The sequence below is a fragment of the Pelotalea chapellei genome, from assembly GCF_018531195.1.
Lineage (GTDB): Bacteria > Desulfobacterota > Desulfuromonadia > Geobacterales > Pseudopelobacteraceae > Pelotalea > Pelotalea chapellei.
Genome location: NZ_JAHDYS010000015.1, coordinates 53,800 through 69,937 on the forward strand (window position 1 = coordinate 53,800; position 16,138 = coordinate 69,937).

General features: G+C 45.4%; 15 protein-coding genes and 2 tRNA genes. 7 read left to right on the forward strand and 10 right to left on the reverse strand.

Translation table 11 applies throughout. From position 1 onward, the window contains the following. Positions 1-123 precede the first annotated feature (123 nt). Both KJB30_RS14530 and KJB30_RS14535 read right to left on the reverse strand, forming a co-directional pair. Complete coding sequence (locus KJB30_RS14530; RefSeq protein ID WP_214300595.1) at positions 124-2,097, reverse strand: solute symporter family protein; 1,974 nt, start codon at positions 2,095-2,097, stop codon at positions 124-126. A 10-nt stretch (positions 2,098-2,107) separates the two neighbouring features. After that, on the reverse strand, positions 2,108-2,416 hold the full coding sequence (locus KJB30_RS14535; RefSeq protein WP_214300597.1) for a DUF485 domain-containing protein: 309 nt from the start codon (positions 2,414-2,416) through the stop codon (positions 2,108-2,110). 435 nt (positions 2,417-2,851) lie between these two features. Here KJB30_RS14535 and KJB30_RS14540 point away from each other — a divergent pair, with 435 nt between their 5' ends. Both KJB30_RS14540 and KJB30_RS14545 read left to right on the forward strand, forming a co-directional pair. Beyond that, the gene (locus tag KJB30_RS14540) at positions 2,852-3,265 is read left to right on the forward strand and encodes a helix-turn-helix domain-containing protein (protein ID WP_214300599.1); all 414 of its coding nucleotides are present in this window, start codon (positions 2,852-2,854) and stop codon (positions 3,263-3,265) included. Positions 3,266-3,400: 135 nt separating this feature from the next. Then, positions 3,401-3,476: transfer RNA gene (locus KJB30_RS14545), tRNA-His, on the forward strand. 50 nt (positions 3,477-3,526) lie between these two features. Here KJB30_RS14545 and KJB30_RS14550 read toward each other — a convergent pair. Genes KJB30_RS14550 through KJB30_RS14560 form a run of 3 tightly spaced genes read right to left on the reverse strand, consistent with a single transcriptional unit; the run spans position 3,527 to position 6,633 of the window. Then, on the reverse strand, positions 3,527-4,909 hold the full coding sequence (locus KJB30_RS14550; protein ID WP_214300601.1) for a TatD family hydrolase: 1,383 nt from the start codon (positions 4,907-4,909) through the stop codon (positions 3,527-3,529). 53 nt (positions 4,910-4,962) lie between these two features. Next, on the reverse strand, positions 4,963-6,159 hold the full coding sequence (truD, locus tag KJB30_RS14555) for a tRNA pseudouridine(13) synthase TruD (RefSeq protein ID WP_214300603.1): 1,197 nt from the start codon (positions 6,157-6,159) through the stop codon (positions 4,963-4,965). Beyond that, on the reverse strand, positions 6,160-6,633 hold the full coding sequence (locus tag KJB30_RS14560; protein ID WP_214300605.1) for a tRNA (cytidine(34)-2'-O)-methyltransferase: 474 nt from the start codon (positions 6,631-6,633) through the stop codon (positions 6,160-6,162). 208 nt (positions 6,634-6,841) lie between these two features. On the opposite strand from KJB30_RS14560, the gene serA reads away from it, so the two are divergent. Genes serA through KJB30_RS14580 form a run of 4 tightly spaced genes read left to right on the forward strand, consistent with a single transcriptional unit; the run spans position 6,842 to position 10,040 of the window. After that, a complete protein-coding gene (gene serA, locus KJB30_RS14565; protein ID WP_214300613.1) occupies positions 6,842-8,467 on the forward strand; it encodes a phosphoglycerate dehydrogenase in 1,626 nt (541 codons plus the stop codon). Between the two features lie 15 nt (positions 8,468-8,482). Continuing rightward, positions 8,483-9,265 (forward strand): prolipoprotein diacylglyceryl transferase, encoded by a 783-nt coding sequence (lgt, locus tag KJB30_RS14570; RefSeq protein ID WP_214300676.1) that lies wholly within the window; start codon positions 8,483-8,485, stop codon positions 9,263-9,265. A gap of 33 nt (positions 9,266-9,298) precedes the next feature. Next, a complete protein-coding gene (locus tag KJB30_RS14575; protein ID WP_214300615.1) occupies positions 9,299-9,820 on the forward strand; it encodes a ferritin in 522 nt (173 codons plus the stop codon). A gap of 1 nt (position 9,821) precedes the next feature. Further along, entirely contained in the window at positions 9,822-10,040 is a 219-nt protein-coding gene (locus KJB30_RS14580) for a DUF1450 domain-containing protein (protein ID WP_214300617.1), read from the forward strand. Between the two features lie 73 nt (positions 10,041-10,113). On the opposite strand, the gene KJB30_RS14585 is transcribed toward KJB30_RS14580, so the two are convergent. The 5 genes from KJB30_RS14585 to gap all read right to left on the reverse strand — a co-directional run bounded on the left by KJB30_RS14585 (position 10,114) and on the right by gap (position 13,803). Beyond that, positions 10,114-10,200: transfer RNA gene (locus KJB30_RS14585), tRNA-Leu, on the reverse strand. 100 nt (positions 10,201-10,300) lie between these two features. Then, positions 10,301-10,672 (reverse strand): preprotein translocase subunit SecG, encoded by a 372-nt coding sequence (secG, locus tag KJB30_RS14590; protein WP_214300619.1) that lies wholly within the window; start codon positions 10,670-10,672, stop codon positions 10,301-10,303. 80 nt (positions 10,673-10,752) lie between these two features. Continuing rightward, positions 10,753-11,508, reverse strand: a complete 756-nt coding sequence (tpiA, locus tag KJB30_RS14595; protein WP_214300621.1) for a triose-phosphate isomerase — start codon at positions 11,506-11,508, stop codon at positions 10,753-10,755. An 8-nt stretch (positions 11,509-11,516) separates the two neighbouring features. Further along, positions 11,517-12,716 carry a phosphoglycerate kinase gene (locus KJB30_RS14600; RefSeq protein ID WP_214300623.1) on the reverse strand — a complete coding sequence of 400 codons (1,200 nt, stop codon included), beginning with the start codon at positions 12,714-12,716 and terminating at the stop codon, positions 11,517-11,519. Between the two features lie 82 nt (positions 12,717-12,798). Then, complete coding sequence (gene gap / locus KJB30_RS14605) at positions 12,799-13,803, reverse strand: type I glyceraldehyde-3-phosphate dehydrogenase (protein WP_214300625.1); 1,005 nt, start codon at positions 13,801-13,803, stop codon at positions 12,799-12,801. Between the two features lie 217 nt (positions 13,804-14,020). Here gap and KJB30_RS14610 point away from each other — a divergent pair, with 217 nt between their 5' ends. Next, entirely contained in the window at positions 14,021-16,135 is a 2,115-nt protein-coding gene (locus tag KJB30_RS14610; protein ID WP_214300627.1) for an ATP-binding protein, read from the forward strand. The last annotated feature ends 3 nt before the right edge of the window (positions 16,136-16,138 follow it).

A 16,138-nucleotide genomic window follows, 5' to 3' on the forward strand; every position in this document is an offset into this window, starting at 1 on the left:
CCCTTCCACCATCCATTCATCTGCACCACCTTGCTGACTTTTCCTTGAAATATACAGCAGAAACAAAAAGATCCGGCAGGGTTACAACCCTGCCGGATCTTTTTATTATCAATTGTTTAATTGTTAGTGATCGCTGGCTTTTGCTATTCCCAGCCCGGTTATCTGACGAACCTCAATTTCATCAAACATATCTTCAGCACGCTTATCCCTGAAAAGAAGCGCTCCCATGATGGCTGCTATCAGACCAATGGGTACTGAGACAATACCAGGATTCTTAAGCTGAAATATTGGTGCCTTGAGACCTACCATTGAGGTGCCGCCATCATTCTTGGCAAAATCCGCCTTGGATTTATCCAGCAACTTGAGATCCTTTTCCGCCAGCACAACACCTTCAGCCTGTTTCTTCTCCAAAGTCATAACAATCTTTTTGGCATCGTCGGCTATCTTCTGCGGATAGGTCATTACCGGTGAGATCACCACCAGCCCAAGTGCAGTGATGGTTCCGACAAGAAGGCCGCTGACGACACCGGCAGTGTTGAATTTCTTCCAGAAGAGCGAAAGCATGACACAGGGAAAATTACCCGAAGCTGCAACGGCAAACGCCAGAGCTACCAGTGCAACAACATTTTCCTTTTCGGCAGCAAGTCCCATGATAATCGCCGCAACACCGACAAACAATGAAGTTATACGTGCAACTTTAACCTGAGTGTGCTGGTCTGCTTTTCCATCCATGATGATATTCACATACACATCGTGGGCAATTGCTGCAGATGCTGCGAGCACCAGACCTGATACAACCGCCAGGATGGTCGCAAAGGCCACTGCGCAGATGAAGGCCAGAAAAATATCACCACCGAGAGATCCTGCTCCGCCGCCAAGTTTCTGAGCCAGCAGCAGAGTTGCCATGTTGCCCCCCTTATCAACCGAACTGATCAGTTGTGGGGAGAGGTAAAGAGCTGCTCCGAACCCGATCAGGTTAATCAAAAAGAAGAATGTACTATTGATGAACAGGGCAATGACAATTGATTTTCGAGCTTCTTTAGCACTGGGAACCGTAAAGAAACGCATCAGAATGTGAGGCAGACCTGCGGCGCCGAGTGCCCAGGCAATTCCAAGCGAGATTTGATCCAACGGATTCTTCAGGAACAGGCCGGGCTCCATGAAGCGCTGTCCGTAATCGAAGCCAGGTTTGGGCAATGCATCTTTCATGACGTTTATACGAACATGGTCCTGAACAAGCTGATTGCCGACGATGTCAGAAAAGAAACCAACAGGGTTGAAGCCGGCTTTCTGCATGACAAGCAGGGCCAGTAGAACTGTGCCGGACATCAGCAAACCTGCTTTAATTATCTGAACCCAGGTAGTGGCTTTCATGCCGCCAAAAACAACATATCCAACCATCAGGATGCCGACCCCGATTACAGAGACCCGATATGGAATATCCAGCAGGACCTGCATCAATTTTCCTGCACCAACCATTTGGGCTATCAGATAAAAAAGCGAAACCGTGACAGTTGAAATGGCTGCCACGGCACGTACCGGCTTTGGTGAAGCGCGGAATGAAAGGATATCTCCCAGGGTGAATTTACCAGCATTGCGGCATGGCTCGGCAACTACCAGCAGAATGGCAATAAATGAGAACATGGGCCCTACGGCATACATAAACCCATCGATACCGTATAGCGAGATAAGACCTGACATTCCGAGGAAAGATGCCGCTGACATATAGTCGCCTGCGATGGCCCAGCCATTTTGGAGGCCGGTGATGCCACCTCCTGCTGCGTAGAAATCTGCAGCCGTTGTGGTTTGCTTTGCAGCCCAGACGACGACGCAAAGCGTTATGCCGATGATGGCAAGAAACATGCTAATGGTTATTGCACGGTTCGGCTTCACCTTTACTTGCGGCGCAGAAGCAGCAGGCTTGGCTACGGCTGACGCAGCCCCGGTTTGTGCAGGTGCTGAGGTGGCAACAGTAGGCACCTGGGAGGATTGAGAAACTACCGTAGCGATCGGGGCCGATTTTGACGGTTCTGCAGCAAAAACTGTGGCGGTCAGCATTAGGACAAAAAAGATTACAGATAATGTTTTAACGAACATCAATCACCCCCTATTGTATTTCTTTGACAAGTTCTGCCGTCAGTCGGTCAAAATCGCGGTTGGCAACTTTGGTGTAGTAGATTGCGACAAAGAAGGCCACCACAAACTGAGACAGAATGAACACGTAACCGAAGTTAATCACACCGATGATTTTGATTTTGAACAGATCCGGGAAATACCCGGAAAGGATCGGCAACAGGAAATAATACACTGATGCTGCAATCCACCACCCAAACAGAAACACTCTTTTCCTGCGTTTTAGTTCCAGATACTTGGTGTGCTGTGCAATCGTTCCCCAGTCATACGATTTGGCCGTCATAATCCACCTCTCCTTTCATGAAATCCTTCACTCAGTAAAAAACCCGCAGCCTGACATACTCTCAAACGCTGTTAAACCAAAGTCATGAGCAAATCATATTGCTCAAAACATCAACAAAAACAATTCTGCGTATTAATGACCATCTGCTACCGTCGCGGAAAATATAAGAAATGAAGATCCATAAATTGGCAATTTTTACTGATTGAATTGCGCCACATATAATATCTCGCTTACGTACATGTCAAGCAAAAATAAAACATTGTTTATCGTTTTTTTAAACCAGTTTAGACGATGCCAGAAGCGACAACAAAAATCAGAAGCAGGGCGAAGCTATTTTCAAATGTTCAAAAAAGAAGGCAACAACCAGCATCATATGATAAGGTGCATGATTAAGAATTGAGGATTTCAGAGTTGTTACAAGCGGAGAGAATATTTATGAGCACCAACATAGACAGCGAAGAAATAATTTCGATAGGAGATCTTTCAAAGGAATTAGGAATTACAACAAGGACCCTGAGATATTGGGAAGAAGTTGGGATAATTGAAACTGTTGATCGTTCAGACGGAGCCACGCGAGGGTACACGCCATACTATGTCAGGCGAATCAAATTCATCATGAAGCTAAAAGAATTGGGATTGACCATAAAAGAGATGCAGGATTTGAATAGTGTATATGGAGAGGCCAAACAAACAGACAGGATGGTACCGCAACTGATAGATGTACTCGATTCCCATATTTCCAAGATAGATGAGAAAATTGCCCGACTGGCATCACTTAAAGCTGATATCGCTGAATATCGTCAGAAAATGGTCAATAAATTAAACTCGAAAACAAAAGCCGACAAATAAAAAGAAATATGATGGATTATGTTGCGTGTGGCAGCTCTATAAGATTTCGCAGGATCTAACTGTTCACTCTCGTTCATAATCAATAAATCATCTTGACTTGCAACGCCCTTTGGGATATTTAGAAGAACTCATACGGTGGCTATGGTGAAGCGGTCAACACTTACGACTGTGACTCGTACATACGTGGGTTCGAATCCCACTAGCCACCCCAAAAATTCAAAGGCCGCGTCGACTGACGCGGCCTTTTTTTATCTCTATCCCCTACCCGACTTCCGCATAATCGCGTACACGGAATTCGACGCCAAGTGATTGGGCAAGCTTTCTGCAGGCATCTATATCAATCCCCGGAACCGTCACAGCACTGGCAATAACTTCAGGAATATGTTGCCGTGCCGCTGAAATAAAATCACATACGGAATTAAACCCTGCTGCGCCAAATGGTGTGTTGCACAACTGATCATAGGTTTCTGCATCTGGAGCATTAAGGCTAATAGAAATACTGTCAATTAACCCGGCCAAGTCGGGCAATATATTACGGCCATGGACAAGGTTGGCTTGGCCATCGGTGTTAATGCGAATTCGATACCCTCTACGCTTCAGTTCCTTAGCCACCTGCCGGACCAGGTCAAGCCGAATGAGAGGCTCTCCGTAACCGCAGAAAACAATTTCTTCAATGCCAGATGGTTCACCCACAGCCGCCATGACCTCTTCAAATGAGGGCTCACCATCCAACAGCAAATTGTGCCCCTTTACAGTGAAATCATCGAATTTGGCACAAAAGGAGCAGCGATTGGAGCAGCGATTGGTTATGTTCAGGTAAAGGGATTCGCGTATCTTATAAGCTATCTTGGTGGATTGATCCCATAGTCGGATTCCAAAGAGATCACGAACATTCTTGGTAGTAATACGGGCGACATCATCCAGCGAAAGTCCTTTAACTTCTGCAATCCTCTCAGCGGCCAACCGCACATAGGCCGGTTCATTTCGCTTACCCCTGTGAGGCACAGGAGTAAGATACGGGCAGTCAGTTTCAACCAGCATGCGATCAATTGTGGTGGAGCGTACAACATCACGCAACATCTCATTGGCAGGATACGTAATGGTGCCTGGAATAGAAATATAGAATCCCATTTTTATAGCCTCAGCGGCCATGGCTGCATCACCTGAAAAACAGTGCATTACCCCCCGACAGGCCCCTTCTTCACGCAAACATGCAATCACCTGTTCATGTGCATCACGATCGTGAATAATGACCGGCATGTCCAGGTCTGCAGCCAGACGCAACATACGTCGGAACACCATTTCCTGTTCGTTACGGGGAGACCGGTCTCGATAAAAATCCAGCCCGATTTCACCTATCGCTACTACTTTTGGACTAGAAAGTGCCAGATCCCGGATTACTTCGTAACAGGCCTCCGTCACCCTCCCGGCATCATGTGGATGGACTCCAACAGCCGCATAAAGCTGGGGATATTTTTCGGCCAATGCGACAGACTCCCGACTTGATTCTATATCAGTACCAACAACGAGCATAGCCCCCACACCTGCATCGGCAGCTCGTTGCAGCATGGCTTCAAAATCTCCCGCATAATCTCGGTAATAAATATGGGCGTGAGAATCTATTAAAACTGGTTGCTGAATCATAAAAACGCTTCCTTTTTGACATCTAACATCACCATATAAGGGTGTAACAATAATTAGAATGACTTGGTTATTTCTCGCATTACAGAAGTGGCATAGCTGCCCCGTGGAAGGGTGAATTGCAAATGAAGATTACTCCCGGCCTGGGAACAGAGAGTCTCACCCAGCGGTACTCTCAATGGCCGACGCTCACCTTCCACTCGTAAGCCACCACCCAGGTCGAAAGCCTGAGGGGAAAGCCCCTCCTCTTCCAGTAATTGCTCTTCCATAATTCGCACTTCTCCTGCAGGCAGCTTCATTTTTGTTCCAAACATGGGACCAGTGGCAGAGATTTCGAAATCCGCGGCTCTGACTATCTCGGCTGCAATATCTTCCACCAAAAAACATGCGCCATTGACATGCTTCCAGGCGAGATCCCCTGGAAGTAGACGATCAAGGCCATTCAGTCGCAGTTCTACAACCCTATCAAAAAGACTGGCCTGATAGGCCGACAGATATAGTTTCCTCAAACGGGGATGGACTGCCGCAAAGGCCTTCTCCCAGCTATCCGGTCGAGATGTCAGCCGCTGAAGGACATCTCTTTCACTGCGACAGTGCCGGGGCATCTGAAGGAGTGCCTGAGAAAAATCACCCTGCGTGTAAGACACAATAGCATTTTTCCATTGCTCATCACGCACCGCTTCAGGACTTCCGATCAACACGTCCACCGCCCCCTTCCAGTCGCGCCTCAATAGTGCGGCACCGATCAGGTGCGAATTACCTTGTGCCCCATACCGTTGATACCCAAACCAGTTGGGCACACCTCTTTTCTTCAATGTATCCATAACAGCAGAGGCGATTTCGGCCGCATCTGCTGACACATCACGGACCACTATCTCAAAGCGATTTCCTTTCAGGTGTCCCAGTTTAAGCTTATTTCCATGCCTGACGGCAGCAATGATCCGGACGCCATCAACATCACGCCCCGCTGCATCCTCAGGCTTAACACGTTGGACAGAGAGGGTCTGCCTGGTGATACCAACGCTGTCCTTCATTCCAGCGTAGCCAATATCACGCTCCGGAACATTCAATTCCTTCGCAATCCTGCGTATTGCCTCCAGGGTAGTTATTCCCCGCTTCTCTATTGTCAGATATATATGCTCACCACTGCCACTTGGCTGGTAAGAAGGTATTTCAGTTACTACGAAATCTTCGGGTGATTCCTTTATCGAACCGCCGGTTCCGGGCAAATCACTGCTAAGGTATACGGACATTCAGTAAATCCTTCCGGCCTTGCGAAGCGCCTCGTATAGAACAATTCCGGCGGATGTTGAAAGATTCAGGCTCCGTACAGCATTACCCGGCATCGGTATGGTAATGGCAGTATCCGGGTTGGCTGCGATTAGCTCCGCAGGAAGCCCTTTGGTCTCTTTTCCAAATACGATAAAGTCACCTGCTTTAAAATCTGCTGCAAGATAACTCTTACCAGCCTTGGTACTGAGATAGAAGAATCGACCATCAGGGTACGATTGCCAAACCTGATCCAGTCCCTGCCAGACCTTGACTTCGACGCTTGACCAATAGTCGAGCCCTGCGCGCTTCATCTGGCGGTCATCAATGGAAAAACCCAAAGGTTCTACCAGATGCAGAACAGTTCCGGTGGCTGCGCAAAGACGCGCAATATTACCGGTATTGGGCGGAATTTCTGGTTCCACAAGAACAATGTTAAAAGGAGACTTTGGGTTCACAAATACCTTTCGCTATCCAAGTTTTAGAATATCTGTAAGGTTAATATACTCATTGGACTAAATCAACAGACTTGTTCCCCGTCGAACCCTTGTCCTATGGCCTTTACTCCGGGTCTGTATACAGCTTACATGCTTAGGCAGCTTGCATTTTTCAACCGCCGAGGCTAATATGTCAGGCTCTTAATCCCAATTGAACCGAGGATCAGCAATGAAGATTATCGTTACAGATGAAGTTTCAGCTGAAGGTCTGGCCTTACTCACCCAGGAACCGCGTATCCAGCTGGATGTCAAACTAGGACTCAGCAAACAGCAACTGCTGGATATCATCGGCAATTACGACGCCATTATCACCCGTAGCGGCACAAATGTAGATCGCGATTTGCTGGATGCTGGAAAAAACCTCAAAATTGTTGCCCGTGCTGGCGTCGGCATTGACAATGTTGACGTTGATTATGCTAGTTCCAAGGGTGTAATCGTAGTCAATGCCCCTTTTGGCAACACCAACAGTGCCGCCGAACATACCATGGCTCTTCTGCTCTCGTTCTGCCGCAATGTAACAATAGCAAATGCCAGTCTGAAATCCGGAGAATGGAAACGGGCACCATTTACAGGCCAAGAACTAAAAGCTAAAGTAGCCGGAGTAATAGGTCTGGGCAAGGTAGGAGGCAGGGTAGCTACTCGACTGAAAGCCTTTGAATGTGAAGTACTCGCATGCGATCCTTACATTTCTGTCAAACGGGCCCATGACTTAGGCGTCAAACTTGTATCCCATGACGAGATATATAAAAACTGTGACATCATTACTGTCCATACTCCTCTCAATGATGAAACTCGCAATATGATCGGACCGCGCGAATTCGGGCTGATGAAGACCGGAGTAGTCATCTTGAATGTGGCGCGCGGCGGTATTATAAACGAGCAGGCTCTCCTGGAGAACCTCCTGTCCGGCAAAGTGACTGGCGGTGCGGTTGATGTATGGAGCGAAGAACCTCCCAAGTCTGAGCATGTTAAGCAGCTGATTGCATGTGACCGCCTGGTGGTAACTCCCCATTTAGGAGCTAATACTTTTGAGGCACAGGTTAACGTTGCCATTGATGTCTCCCGTGAAATCATCAACTACCTTGATGACAAGCCCATGGAAAATGCGGTCAATATACCGCGCTTTGACCTTGCTTTAATGGATCAGATGCGTCCATTCCTGAACCTGATGAGGGTCATATGCGACTTTGGTATCCAGCTTTTGGACTCCAATCCGGAAACCCTTACTTTTTCTTATGCCGGCACCATTGCCCATTATGATTGTTCCCCCCTCACTGTCTGTGGCCTTTCGGCTCTGCTCGACCGAATGGTAGATCAGGATGTCAATATGGTTAATGCTTCACTGATCGCAGAACAGATGGGCATAGTCGTGGAAGAGACAAAATCTACTCAGGCTGGTGCTTTTTCAAATACCATTACGCTGGTTGCCGAGAGCAAGGGAACTCGTCGTTTAATCTCCGGAGCTCTTTTTGAAGGCTCTCCGCGAATCGTACGCCTACGGGACTACAACATGGAATTTGCGCCCGAAGAACATATGCTACTGATGAATTATGCTGACCGTCCCGGCATGATTGGCAAGATCGGCTCTATCATGGGAACCCATGAAATCAACATTGCTTCGATGAATTTGGGGCGCAGCGAAAAAAAGGGAGAAGCCATGGTTATTCTCGCTCTTGACTCCGCGATACCACCCAATATTCTAGACGAGATCAAGATTGCCACCGAAGCGACGTTCATCAAGGCACTACACATGAAAATTGACACCTGCTCCCGCAATTGCGGTTGTGGGGCCTAAAGGCATTATTAGGTGCTGCAGTTTCCTCAAATAGATCCTGTATTTCTTCGCATTGGCCCGCTCCAGTTCCGCTGGTACGGGCTGATGTACGTCTTAAGCTTTATCTTCACCTATTTCTTTCTACGGACTGAGTCACGCCGAAAGAAACTGCCATTGTCTACTGATGACATATCCGATCTTGTTTTTTATGGCGCCATGGGAGTCGTTCTTGGGGGCCGTCTTGGTTATATCCTCTTTTACAATTTAGGTTTTTATCTTACTCATCCTTTACGAGTTTTCGCCGTCTGGGAAGGCGGTATGTCGTTCCACGGAGGAATGCTTGGTGTTTGTGCTGCTATCTTTCTCTATGCGCGAAGGAAAAAACTATCATTTTTCTCGGTTATGGACATGGTGGCCCAGTGTGCTCCTGTAGGACTCGGACTCGGAAGGATCGGCAACTTCATCAATGCTGAGTTGTATGGCCGACAAACTGATGTCCCGTGGGGCATTGTTTTTCCAGGTACTGGCGGTGTTGCACGACATCCCTCACAACTCTACGAAGCTTTTCTGGAAGGAATCGCTCTTTTTGTTATCGTTCGGCTTGCAGCACGCAAATCAAATGTAGACGGCATCGCAAGCTGGAGTCTCATTGCAGGTTATGGTTTGTTCCGCTTCATCGTTGAGTTTTTCAGAGAACCTGACGCCCAGCTAGGTATGGTGGTTGGAATATTCTCCATGGGCCAGCTTCTTAGTTTACCAATGTTCCTTCTGGGCAGTATCATGGTATATATTTTCTATAAACGGCATGTAATGCACTAAGACCAGTTACCCCAAACACAGGAGGTTTACCCAATGATCAGTTCAAAGATGTCAGAAGAGCTCAACACTCACATGAATCTGGAGCTATACTCCGCTCACCTCTATCTCTCCATGTCTTCATGCGCCAACACATTGGGTTTAAAGGGAGCCGCCAACTGGTTTCTTGTGCAATATCGCGAAGAGATGACCCATTTTTTCAGGTTCTACACATACCTTGTTGATCAGGGAGAAAACATCGCCCTCCTCTCCAGCAAGGCTGTACCTAATAAATACAAATCATTACTGGATATGCTTGAACAAACCCTCAAACATGAGCAGCTTATCACACGATGCATAAACGACTTGAGTGAACTGGCAGTCAAAGAGAAAGATCATGCCACCCAAATTTTTCTGCAATGGTTCGTAACGGAACAAATCGAGGAAGAGAATAACGATCGCGACCTGATCGCCAAGCTTAAATTGGTGGGTGATAATGGACACGGCATTTTGATGATAGACGCTGAAATGGGACAACGCATCTTCACACCATCGCCAGGCACACAGGTTATGATTTAAAATGAAAATCCGGTTTTGCGAACATACCAAAGGTAAGGGCAAAGTTTACCGGCGGCTGAAGGAAGAGTTCCCGGAACTAAACATAAAGGTTAAAGAATGCATCAAACAATGCAGTCTGTGCCGTGAAACACCCATGGCTACAGTCGACAAGGTAAAGATTGTTGGTCGAGACAGCGATGATCTTTACGAAAAAATTATTAAAGCCATAAATAAATGCTGATCGCGCTATAATTATCAAACAAGCAATGCAGAATAAAAAAGGGCAACTCGTTTTTCAGAGTTGCCCTTTTTATTGGTGCGGTGGAATGGATTTGAACCATCACGAGGTTGCCCCCGCCAGCCCCTCAAGCTGGTGCGTCTACCAATTCCGCCACCACCGCAAATCTTTATTTTATTTTCATCCGACTACAAGTTCTTAAGCATCCCGCAAATTGAGCTTTTTTCTATACCACACAAAACATTCGAAGTTCAAGTAAAAAATTACTTTAAGGGAGCCACTGGGGCAGCAGAACCAGTTGGTGCATTAGCGGGTTGAGCAGGCACCGCAGCTGGCTGCGGCATCTGAGGTGTTTTGCCAGCTGCAGCTGGCTTATTTTGACCAGACATGATTGAAGATGTAGAAGGCTGCCCGGAAACGTATGCCAAAGTAAGCGAGGTCAGCATGAAAATAACAGCTGCGCCTGTTGTCATCTTACTAAGGAATGTAGTGCCCCCCCCAGCGCCAAAAACTGACTGGCTACCACTGCTGCCAAATGATGCGCCCATTTCCGCACCCTTGCCAGACTGCAGCAACACTACAGCTACAAGAAAAAGACTTACTAGAACATGTAGAATCGTTAGAATAATTATCATTCAGCATCCCCTACCACAGTAATCAGAAGCGATTTTTGTACCACATAGGCAGCGAGAATGTAAAGCCTTATTCCTCACTTCTAGGCCCCGAAGTTGACAATGCCTGCAAAAGAGTCGGCCTTAAGACTGGCCCCTCCTACAAGAGCACCATCAATGTCGGGCTGTTCCATAAGTTTTTTTATATTCTCCGGCTTGACACTGCCCCCATAGAGTATTCGCAAAGCTTCGGCGGAATCGCCACCGATAAGTTGCCTAATAAAACCACGAATAAAAACATGAACCTCTTGAGCCTGGTCATCTGTGGCTGTTTTGCCTGTACCTATAGCCCATACCGGTTCATAGGCAACGATAATGCGAACAAAATCACCAGCATTTAATCCCAGAAGTCCATCTCTAAGCTGTTTTTCAATGACATCAAAAGTAGCATCAGCCTCTCGTTCTGCAAGAGTTTCACCGACACACATGATTGCCGTAAGCCCAGCCGCTACAGTAGCCTTTACCTTGCGATTAACCGTGTCATCAGTTTCCCCGAAAAATTGTCGGCGCTCTGAGTGCCCTATGATAATATGACTGCATCCAACATCCGCAAGTAATTTAGGACTTACTTCGCCAGTAAAAGCGCCTTCTGCTTCCCAGTAACAATCCTGGGCTGACATCATTATTTTGGACCCGGCTACTGTTTCAGACACACGACTTAAGGCTGTAAAAACTGGCGCTACAACTATTTCCACACCAGTAGTATGCTCCACCAACGGTTTAAGTTCATTCACTAGTGATATGGCCTCAGCAACCGTCTTAAACAACTTCCAATTTCCTGCTATTACAGGTGTACGCATACCCCCTCCTATTTCTTAGCTTTAATATCAAGCACCTTAACACCAGGCAAGATTTTCCCTTCCAGCAACTCAAGAAAGGCACCGCCACCGGTTGAGATATAGCTTACTTTAGTATCAACCCCAGCTTTTCGTACAGCCGAATCAGTGTCACCTCCACCGATAATGGTTGTAGCAAAGGCACTCCCAACAGCTTCAGCCACAGCAAATGTGCCACGGGCAAAGGCATCCATTTCAAAGACCCCCATTGGTCCGTTCCAGATTACAGTTTTTGCATCGCGTAATGTTTCAGCAAAAAGAGTGGCAGAGGCCGGCCCTATATCAAGAGCCATCCAACCTTCTGGGATCTCCTGCACAGTTGTTATAAAATTTGTTGCTGTTGCCTCAAAAGCATTAGCAACAACGCAATCCACAGGCAGATAAAACATGACACCTTTCTTCTTGGCCTTATCCATAATCTTTTTTGCTGTAGGGATCAGCTCATCCTCTACCAATGATTTACCAACCGAATACCCCATTGCCTTAAGGAAGGTAAAGGCCATACCACCACCTATGACGACTTTGTCCACCTTATTGACTAGAGTCTCCAACACCTCAAGCTTCCCAGAAACTTTGGCACCGCCAAGAATGGCAACAAGAGGGCGTACCGGATTTTGCATGGCCTTATCAAAAAAGGTCATTTCGTTCCTCATCAGAAAACCAGCGGCAATAATCGGAATCACTTTGGTGATTGCTTCTACAGATGCGTGTGCACGATGAGAAACCGCAAAAGCATCATTCACATAGATTTCACAGCCATTAGCAAGCTGTTCAGCGAACTCTGCATCATTCTTTTCTTCTCCGGGATAAAAACGAACATTTTCGAGCATCACCACTTCGCCGGATTTCATTGAATCAATCAGCTTTGTCACTTCAGGACCAAAACAATCCGGTGCAAGTTTAACCTTAAGGCCAAGCAGCTCAGAGAGCCTTTTAACGGCCGGCGCCATGGAGTATTTAGCCTTTTTTTCTCCTTTGGGCCTACCTAAATGGGAAGCGAGGATTACTTTTGCTCCCTGCTCCACCACATACCTGATTGTAGGCACAGCGGCGGCAATGCGAGTATCTTCCGTGATATTGCCCTTTTCATCCTGCGGTACATTAAAGTCCACGCGAATAAAGACCCTCTTATTTTTAAAATCCTTTATTTGATCTATATAGCGAATTGGCATGATATCCCCCTTCATACATGGTTTAATATTGCAGACAAAAAAAGAGGGGGAAGCAACTTCCCCCTCAGAAAGGACACATTATTTACTGTTTAGAAGCTATTAGTTTAAAAAGATCAACAACCCTGTTGGAGAAACCCGCTTCATTGTCGTACCACGATATGACTTTAACCATATTATCGCCGATAACTTTTGTACACGAGGCATCAACAATTGAAGAAAGAGCATTACCATTAAAGTCAACAGAGACAAGTGGCTCTTCACTGAAGCCAAGAATACCCTTTAAAGGTCCGACGGAAGCAGCTTTAAGTGCTTCGTTAACACTAGCTGTATCAGCTTTTTTAGAAACTGTTGCCACAAGGTCGATTACAGAGACATTTGGCGTCGGCACACGAATGGCCATACCATCCAGTTTGCCTTTCAATTCAGGTAATACAAGTGATACAGCCTTAGCCGCACCGGTTGTTGTCGGTATCATTGACAATGCTGCAGCACGAGCACGTCGCAAGTCTTTGTGGGGTAGATCGAGGATATTCTGATCGTTGGTATAGGAATGTACCGTAGTTACCAGTCCCTTCTCGATACCAAAGGCTTCATGCAGCACTTTTGCAACTGGTGCCAGACAGTTAGTAGTGCAAGAAGCATTTGAAATAATGACGTGTTTTTGAGGATCATATAAATGATCGTTTACCCCCATTACAATAGTTATATCTTCATTGGTGGCCGGTGCAGAAACCACCACTTTTTTGGCCCCTGCCTGAATGTGCATCTCAGCCTTTTCCTTGGCTGTAAACAAACCGGTAGCCTCAAGCACGACGTCGATTTCATCTGATTTCCAGGGAAGTTCAGCAGGATTTTTAACAGCGTAAATTTTAATTGCTACACCATTAATTATCAGACTATCAGATGTATGTTCAACAGTACCGGGGAAAATACCATGAACTGAATCGTACTTAAAAAGATGCGCAAGGGTAGCTGCATCTGTAAGATCATTGATTGCAATAAATTTGATATTCTTGTCCTGACTTGCCGCCCTAAGGACCATTCTGCCTATTCTGCCAAAACCGTTGATTGCTACACGTAATGCCATGAACTGCCTCCTAAAGTGATATGGTATTCTGCTCCTGCACGTAGGAAATCTGATCAATCATAAATCATAAAAACGAATCGTCAATAATAAATTTTTATTAAACCAAAAGTACAAGTCAAACACCATGAAAAAACCATTCACCTTTAAAACATTCATGCTATAGTTGCGATTCCTTTTAAACCTATCATTCAGCTTCCCCCGTGAGTTTTAATAAATAATGAAACAAACACTGGAAAAACGTATAATTCTTTTTTCACTTGTAATTCTCACTCTGACGATCTTGCTGAACACAGGCATGGACATCATTGTTTTTAGACGGGACTTTGCACAAGAAATGCTTTTGAGATCTCAGAGTCTCGGGATTGCTTTAAAAGGAACCATTGAAAAAGTATTGGCACTGGGTCTCGATATCAGAGATATGAGCGGCCTATCCGAAAAATGTCGTGAATTAGCTCAGTCAGATCCCGAAGTTGAGTATTGCGTTATAACAAATACCGATGGAAAACCTTTATTCTCCAATGATCCTTTTTTCTCATCTACAAGTTTCTCTCAGTCCCTATTCGTTCCCTCAAAAGATGAACCAGACAGGAAACAATTATCCAGAGAAATTCAGACTTCAAAAGGAATCTACCACAACACCTCGATACCAATAAGATCTTTCGATACAAAAGCTGTTGCCTACATAAACATAGGTTTCCCCCAATCCGAAATTGACAAAAAAGTAAGTACTATTATCGTGCGCTCTTTTATCGTTCTGTGCGTATCTTTTATGGCATCTTTTGGACTGGTTGTCTTTTTTGTCAAACGCAGCATTGTTTCTCCCATTTCCACACTTCTTGATGGATTGACCAAGATATCTCAAGGAGATTTCAATATACGCATACCTGATTTTCCAATGCATGAGCTAAATGAACTGGGCGTCAATATAAACTACATGTCTAATGCATTAGAGCATAGGGATAATGAATTACGTAAAAACTATGAGGAACTTGAAACCACTCATACTCAACTGCACGAATCATACATTAGACTCGAACACCTCAGCTTAGATTTGGAAAAATCCGAAGAACTGTACAAAAGGATGCTTGAAGATGCTGGAGACGCTATTTTTGTTCTTGATGGAAATAGAACTGTCATTATTGCAAATAAAATGGCGGAAGATTTTTTAGGTTACCCTGCATCACAAATAGTTGGGCAACATATATCAAGTTTACTACTTTTATTGAAGGCAGGCAACATCCTTCAGCTACTAAAAACTTTTCAGACCTCAGTAAGTGGCACTTATATTATAGATGAAATTACTATTACTAATGGAAATGGCCGGTCACTTATAGGCAAAATACACGCCAGCAGTATTACATCTGGCGAAACAAATTTATTACAAGTTATAATCCGTGATATTACAAAAGAACGTGAAACTCTTCTTAATCTTGAACAAAGTACTGCAGGACTTTCGAGACTTAATAAAATGAAAGACTCTTTTCTTGGTCTCGCGTCTCACGAAATTAAAACTCCTTTGACCGTAATCATGGGTTATGCCGAGTTACTGCTAACCGACATGAAAGGCCAACTTAACGAAACCACAGTCGAAATGGTACAAAATATCGCCTCAGCCGCGACGAGACTAGACAATATAGTCAAAGATATGATCGATGTTTCCATGATAGATCAAAAACAACTCGAACTAAAACTTGAAGCAATAGACATCAACTCAGTTATCGAAGCATCTCTCAGAGAGATGCGTTTTTTCTTTGCTCTAAGAAAGCAAAAAGTACAAACCCAACTGTATCCAACAATTCCTGCAATCAAAGGGGATCCAATCAGGCTCATGCAACTGATGTCCAATGTCATTGGAAACGCTATCAAATTTACCCCTGACGGTGGCACAATAACCATAACAACAGCAGTTATTCAAAACACAAGACCCCCCCAAACTTCGATTGATTCAGTCTGGTCTTACAATGAATGCAAAAAAAGTGACTGCTATGTTGAAATAATAATACACGACAATGGGATCGGAATTGATCCTGAGGATCAGACCCGGATCTTCGAGAAATTCTACGAAGCAGGCAATATTGAGGAACACAGCTCGGGAAAAGTGGCCTTTAAATCACGCGGTGCGGGCTTGGGACTCTCAATTGCAAAAGGTGTGGTTGAAATGCACGGCGGTGAAATTTGGGTTGTATCGCCAGGTTACAACCCTGAAAAGTTTCCAGGATCGTCTTTCTATATAAGGTTTCCGATACAATCCATTGCCGAAGAAAACGTCACTTCATCTGCCAACCCTTCTTTTTATACAGAATTAAATTTAAATAAAAATAACCATAATTAATAT

What these genes read in the sequence shown, in the direction of transcription:
- KJB30_RS14530 (WP_214300595.1), bottom strand. Translation starts at nt 2,097, where the DNA reads ATGTTCGTTAAAACATTATCTGTAATCTTTTTTGTCCTAATGCTGACC.
- KJB30_RS14535 (WP_214300597.1), bottom strand. Translation starts at nt 2,416, where the DNA reads ATGACGGCCAAATCGTATGACTGGGGAACGATTGCACAGCACACCAAG.
- KJB30_RS14540 (WP_214300599.1), top strand. Translation starts at nt 2,852, where the DNA reads ATGAGCACCAACATAGACAGCGAAGAAATAATTTCGATAGGAGATCTT.
- KJB30_RS14550 (WP_214300601.1), bottom strand. Translation starts at nt 4,909, where the DNA reads ATGATTCAGCAACCAGTTTTAATAGATTCTCACGCCCATATTTATTAC.
- truD (WP_214300603.1), bottom strand. Translation starts at nt 6,159, where the DNA reads ATGTCCGTATACCTTAGCAGTGATTTGCCCGGAACCGGCGGTTCGATA.
- serA (WP_214300613.1), top strand. Translation starts at nt 6,842, where the DNA reads ATGAAGATTATCGTTACAGATGAAGTTTCAGCTGAAGGTCTGGCCTTA.
- KJB30_RS14575 (WP_214300615.1), top strand. Translation starts at nt 9,299, where the DNA reads ATGATCAGTTCAAAGATGTCAGAAGAGCTCAACACTCACATGAATCTG.
- KJB30_RS14580 (WP_214300617.1), top strand. Translation starts at nt 9,822, where the DNA reads ATGAAAATCCGGTTTTGCGAACATACCAAAGGTAAGGGCAAAGTTTAC.
- secG (WP_214300619.1), bottom strand. Translation starts at nt 10,672, where the DNA reads ATGATAATTATTCTAACGATTCTACATGTTCTAGTAAGTCTTTTTCTT.
- tpiA (WP_214300621.1), bottom strand. Translation starts at nt 11,508, where the DNA reads ATGCGTACACCTGTAATAGCAGGAAATTGGAAGTTGTTTAAGACGGTT.
- KJB30_RS14600 (WP_214300623.1), bottom strand. Translation starts at nt 12,716, where the DNA reads ATGCCAATTCGCTATATAGATCAAATAAAGGATTTTAAAAATAAGAGG.
- gap (WP_214300625.1), bottom strand. Translation starts at nt 13,803, where the DNA reads ATGGCATTACGTGTAGCAATCAACGGTTTTGGCAGAATAGGCAGAATG.
- KJB30_RS14610 (WP_214300627.1), top strand. Translation starts at nt 14,021, where the DNA reads ATGAAACAAACACTGGAAAAACGTATAATTCTTTTTTCACTTGTAATT.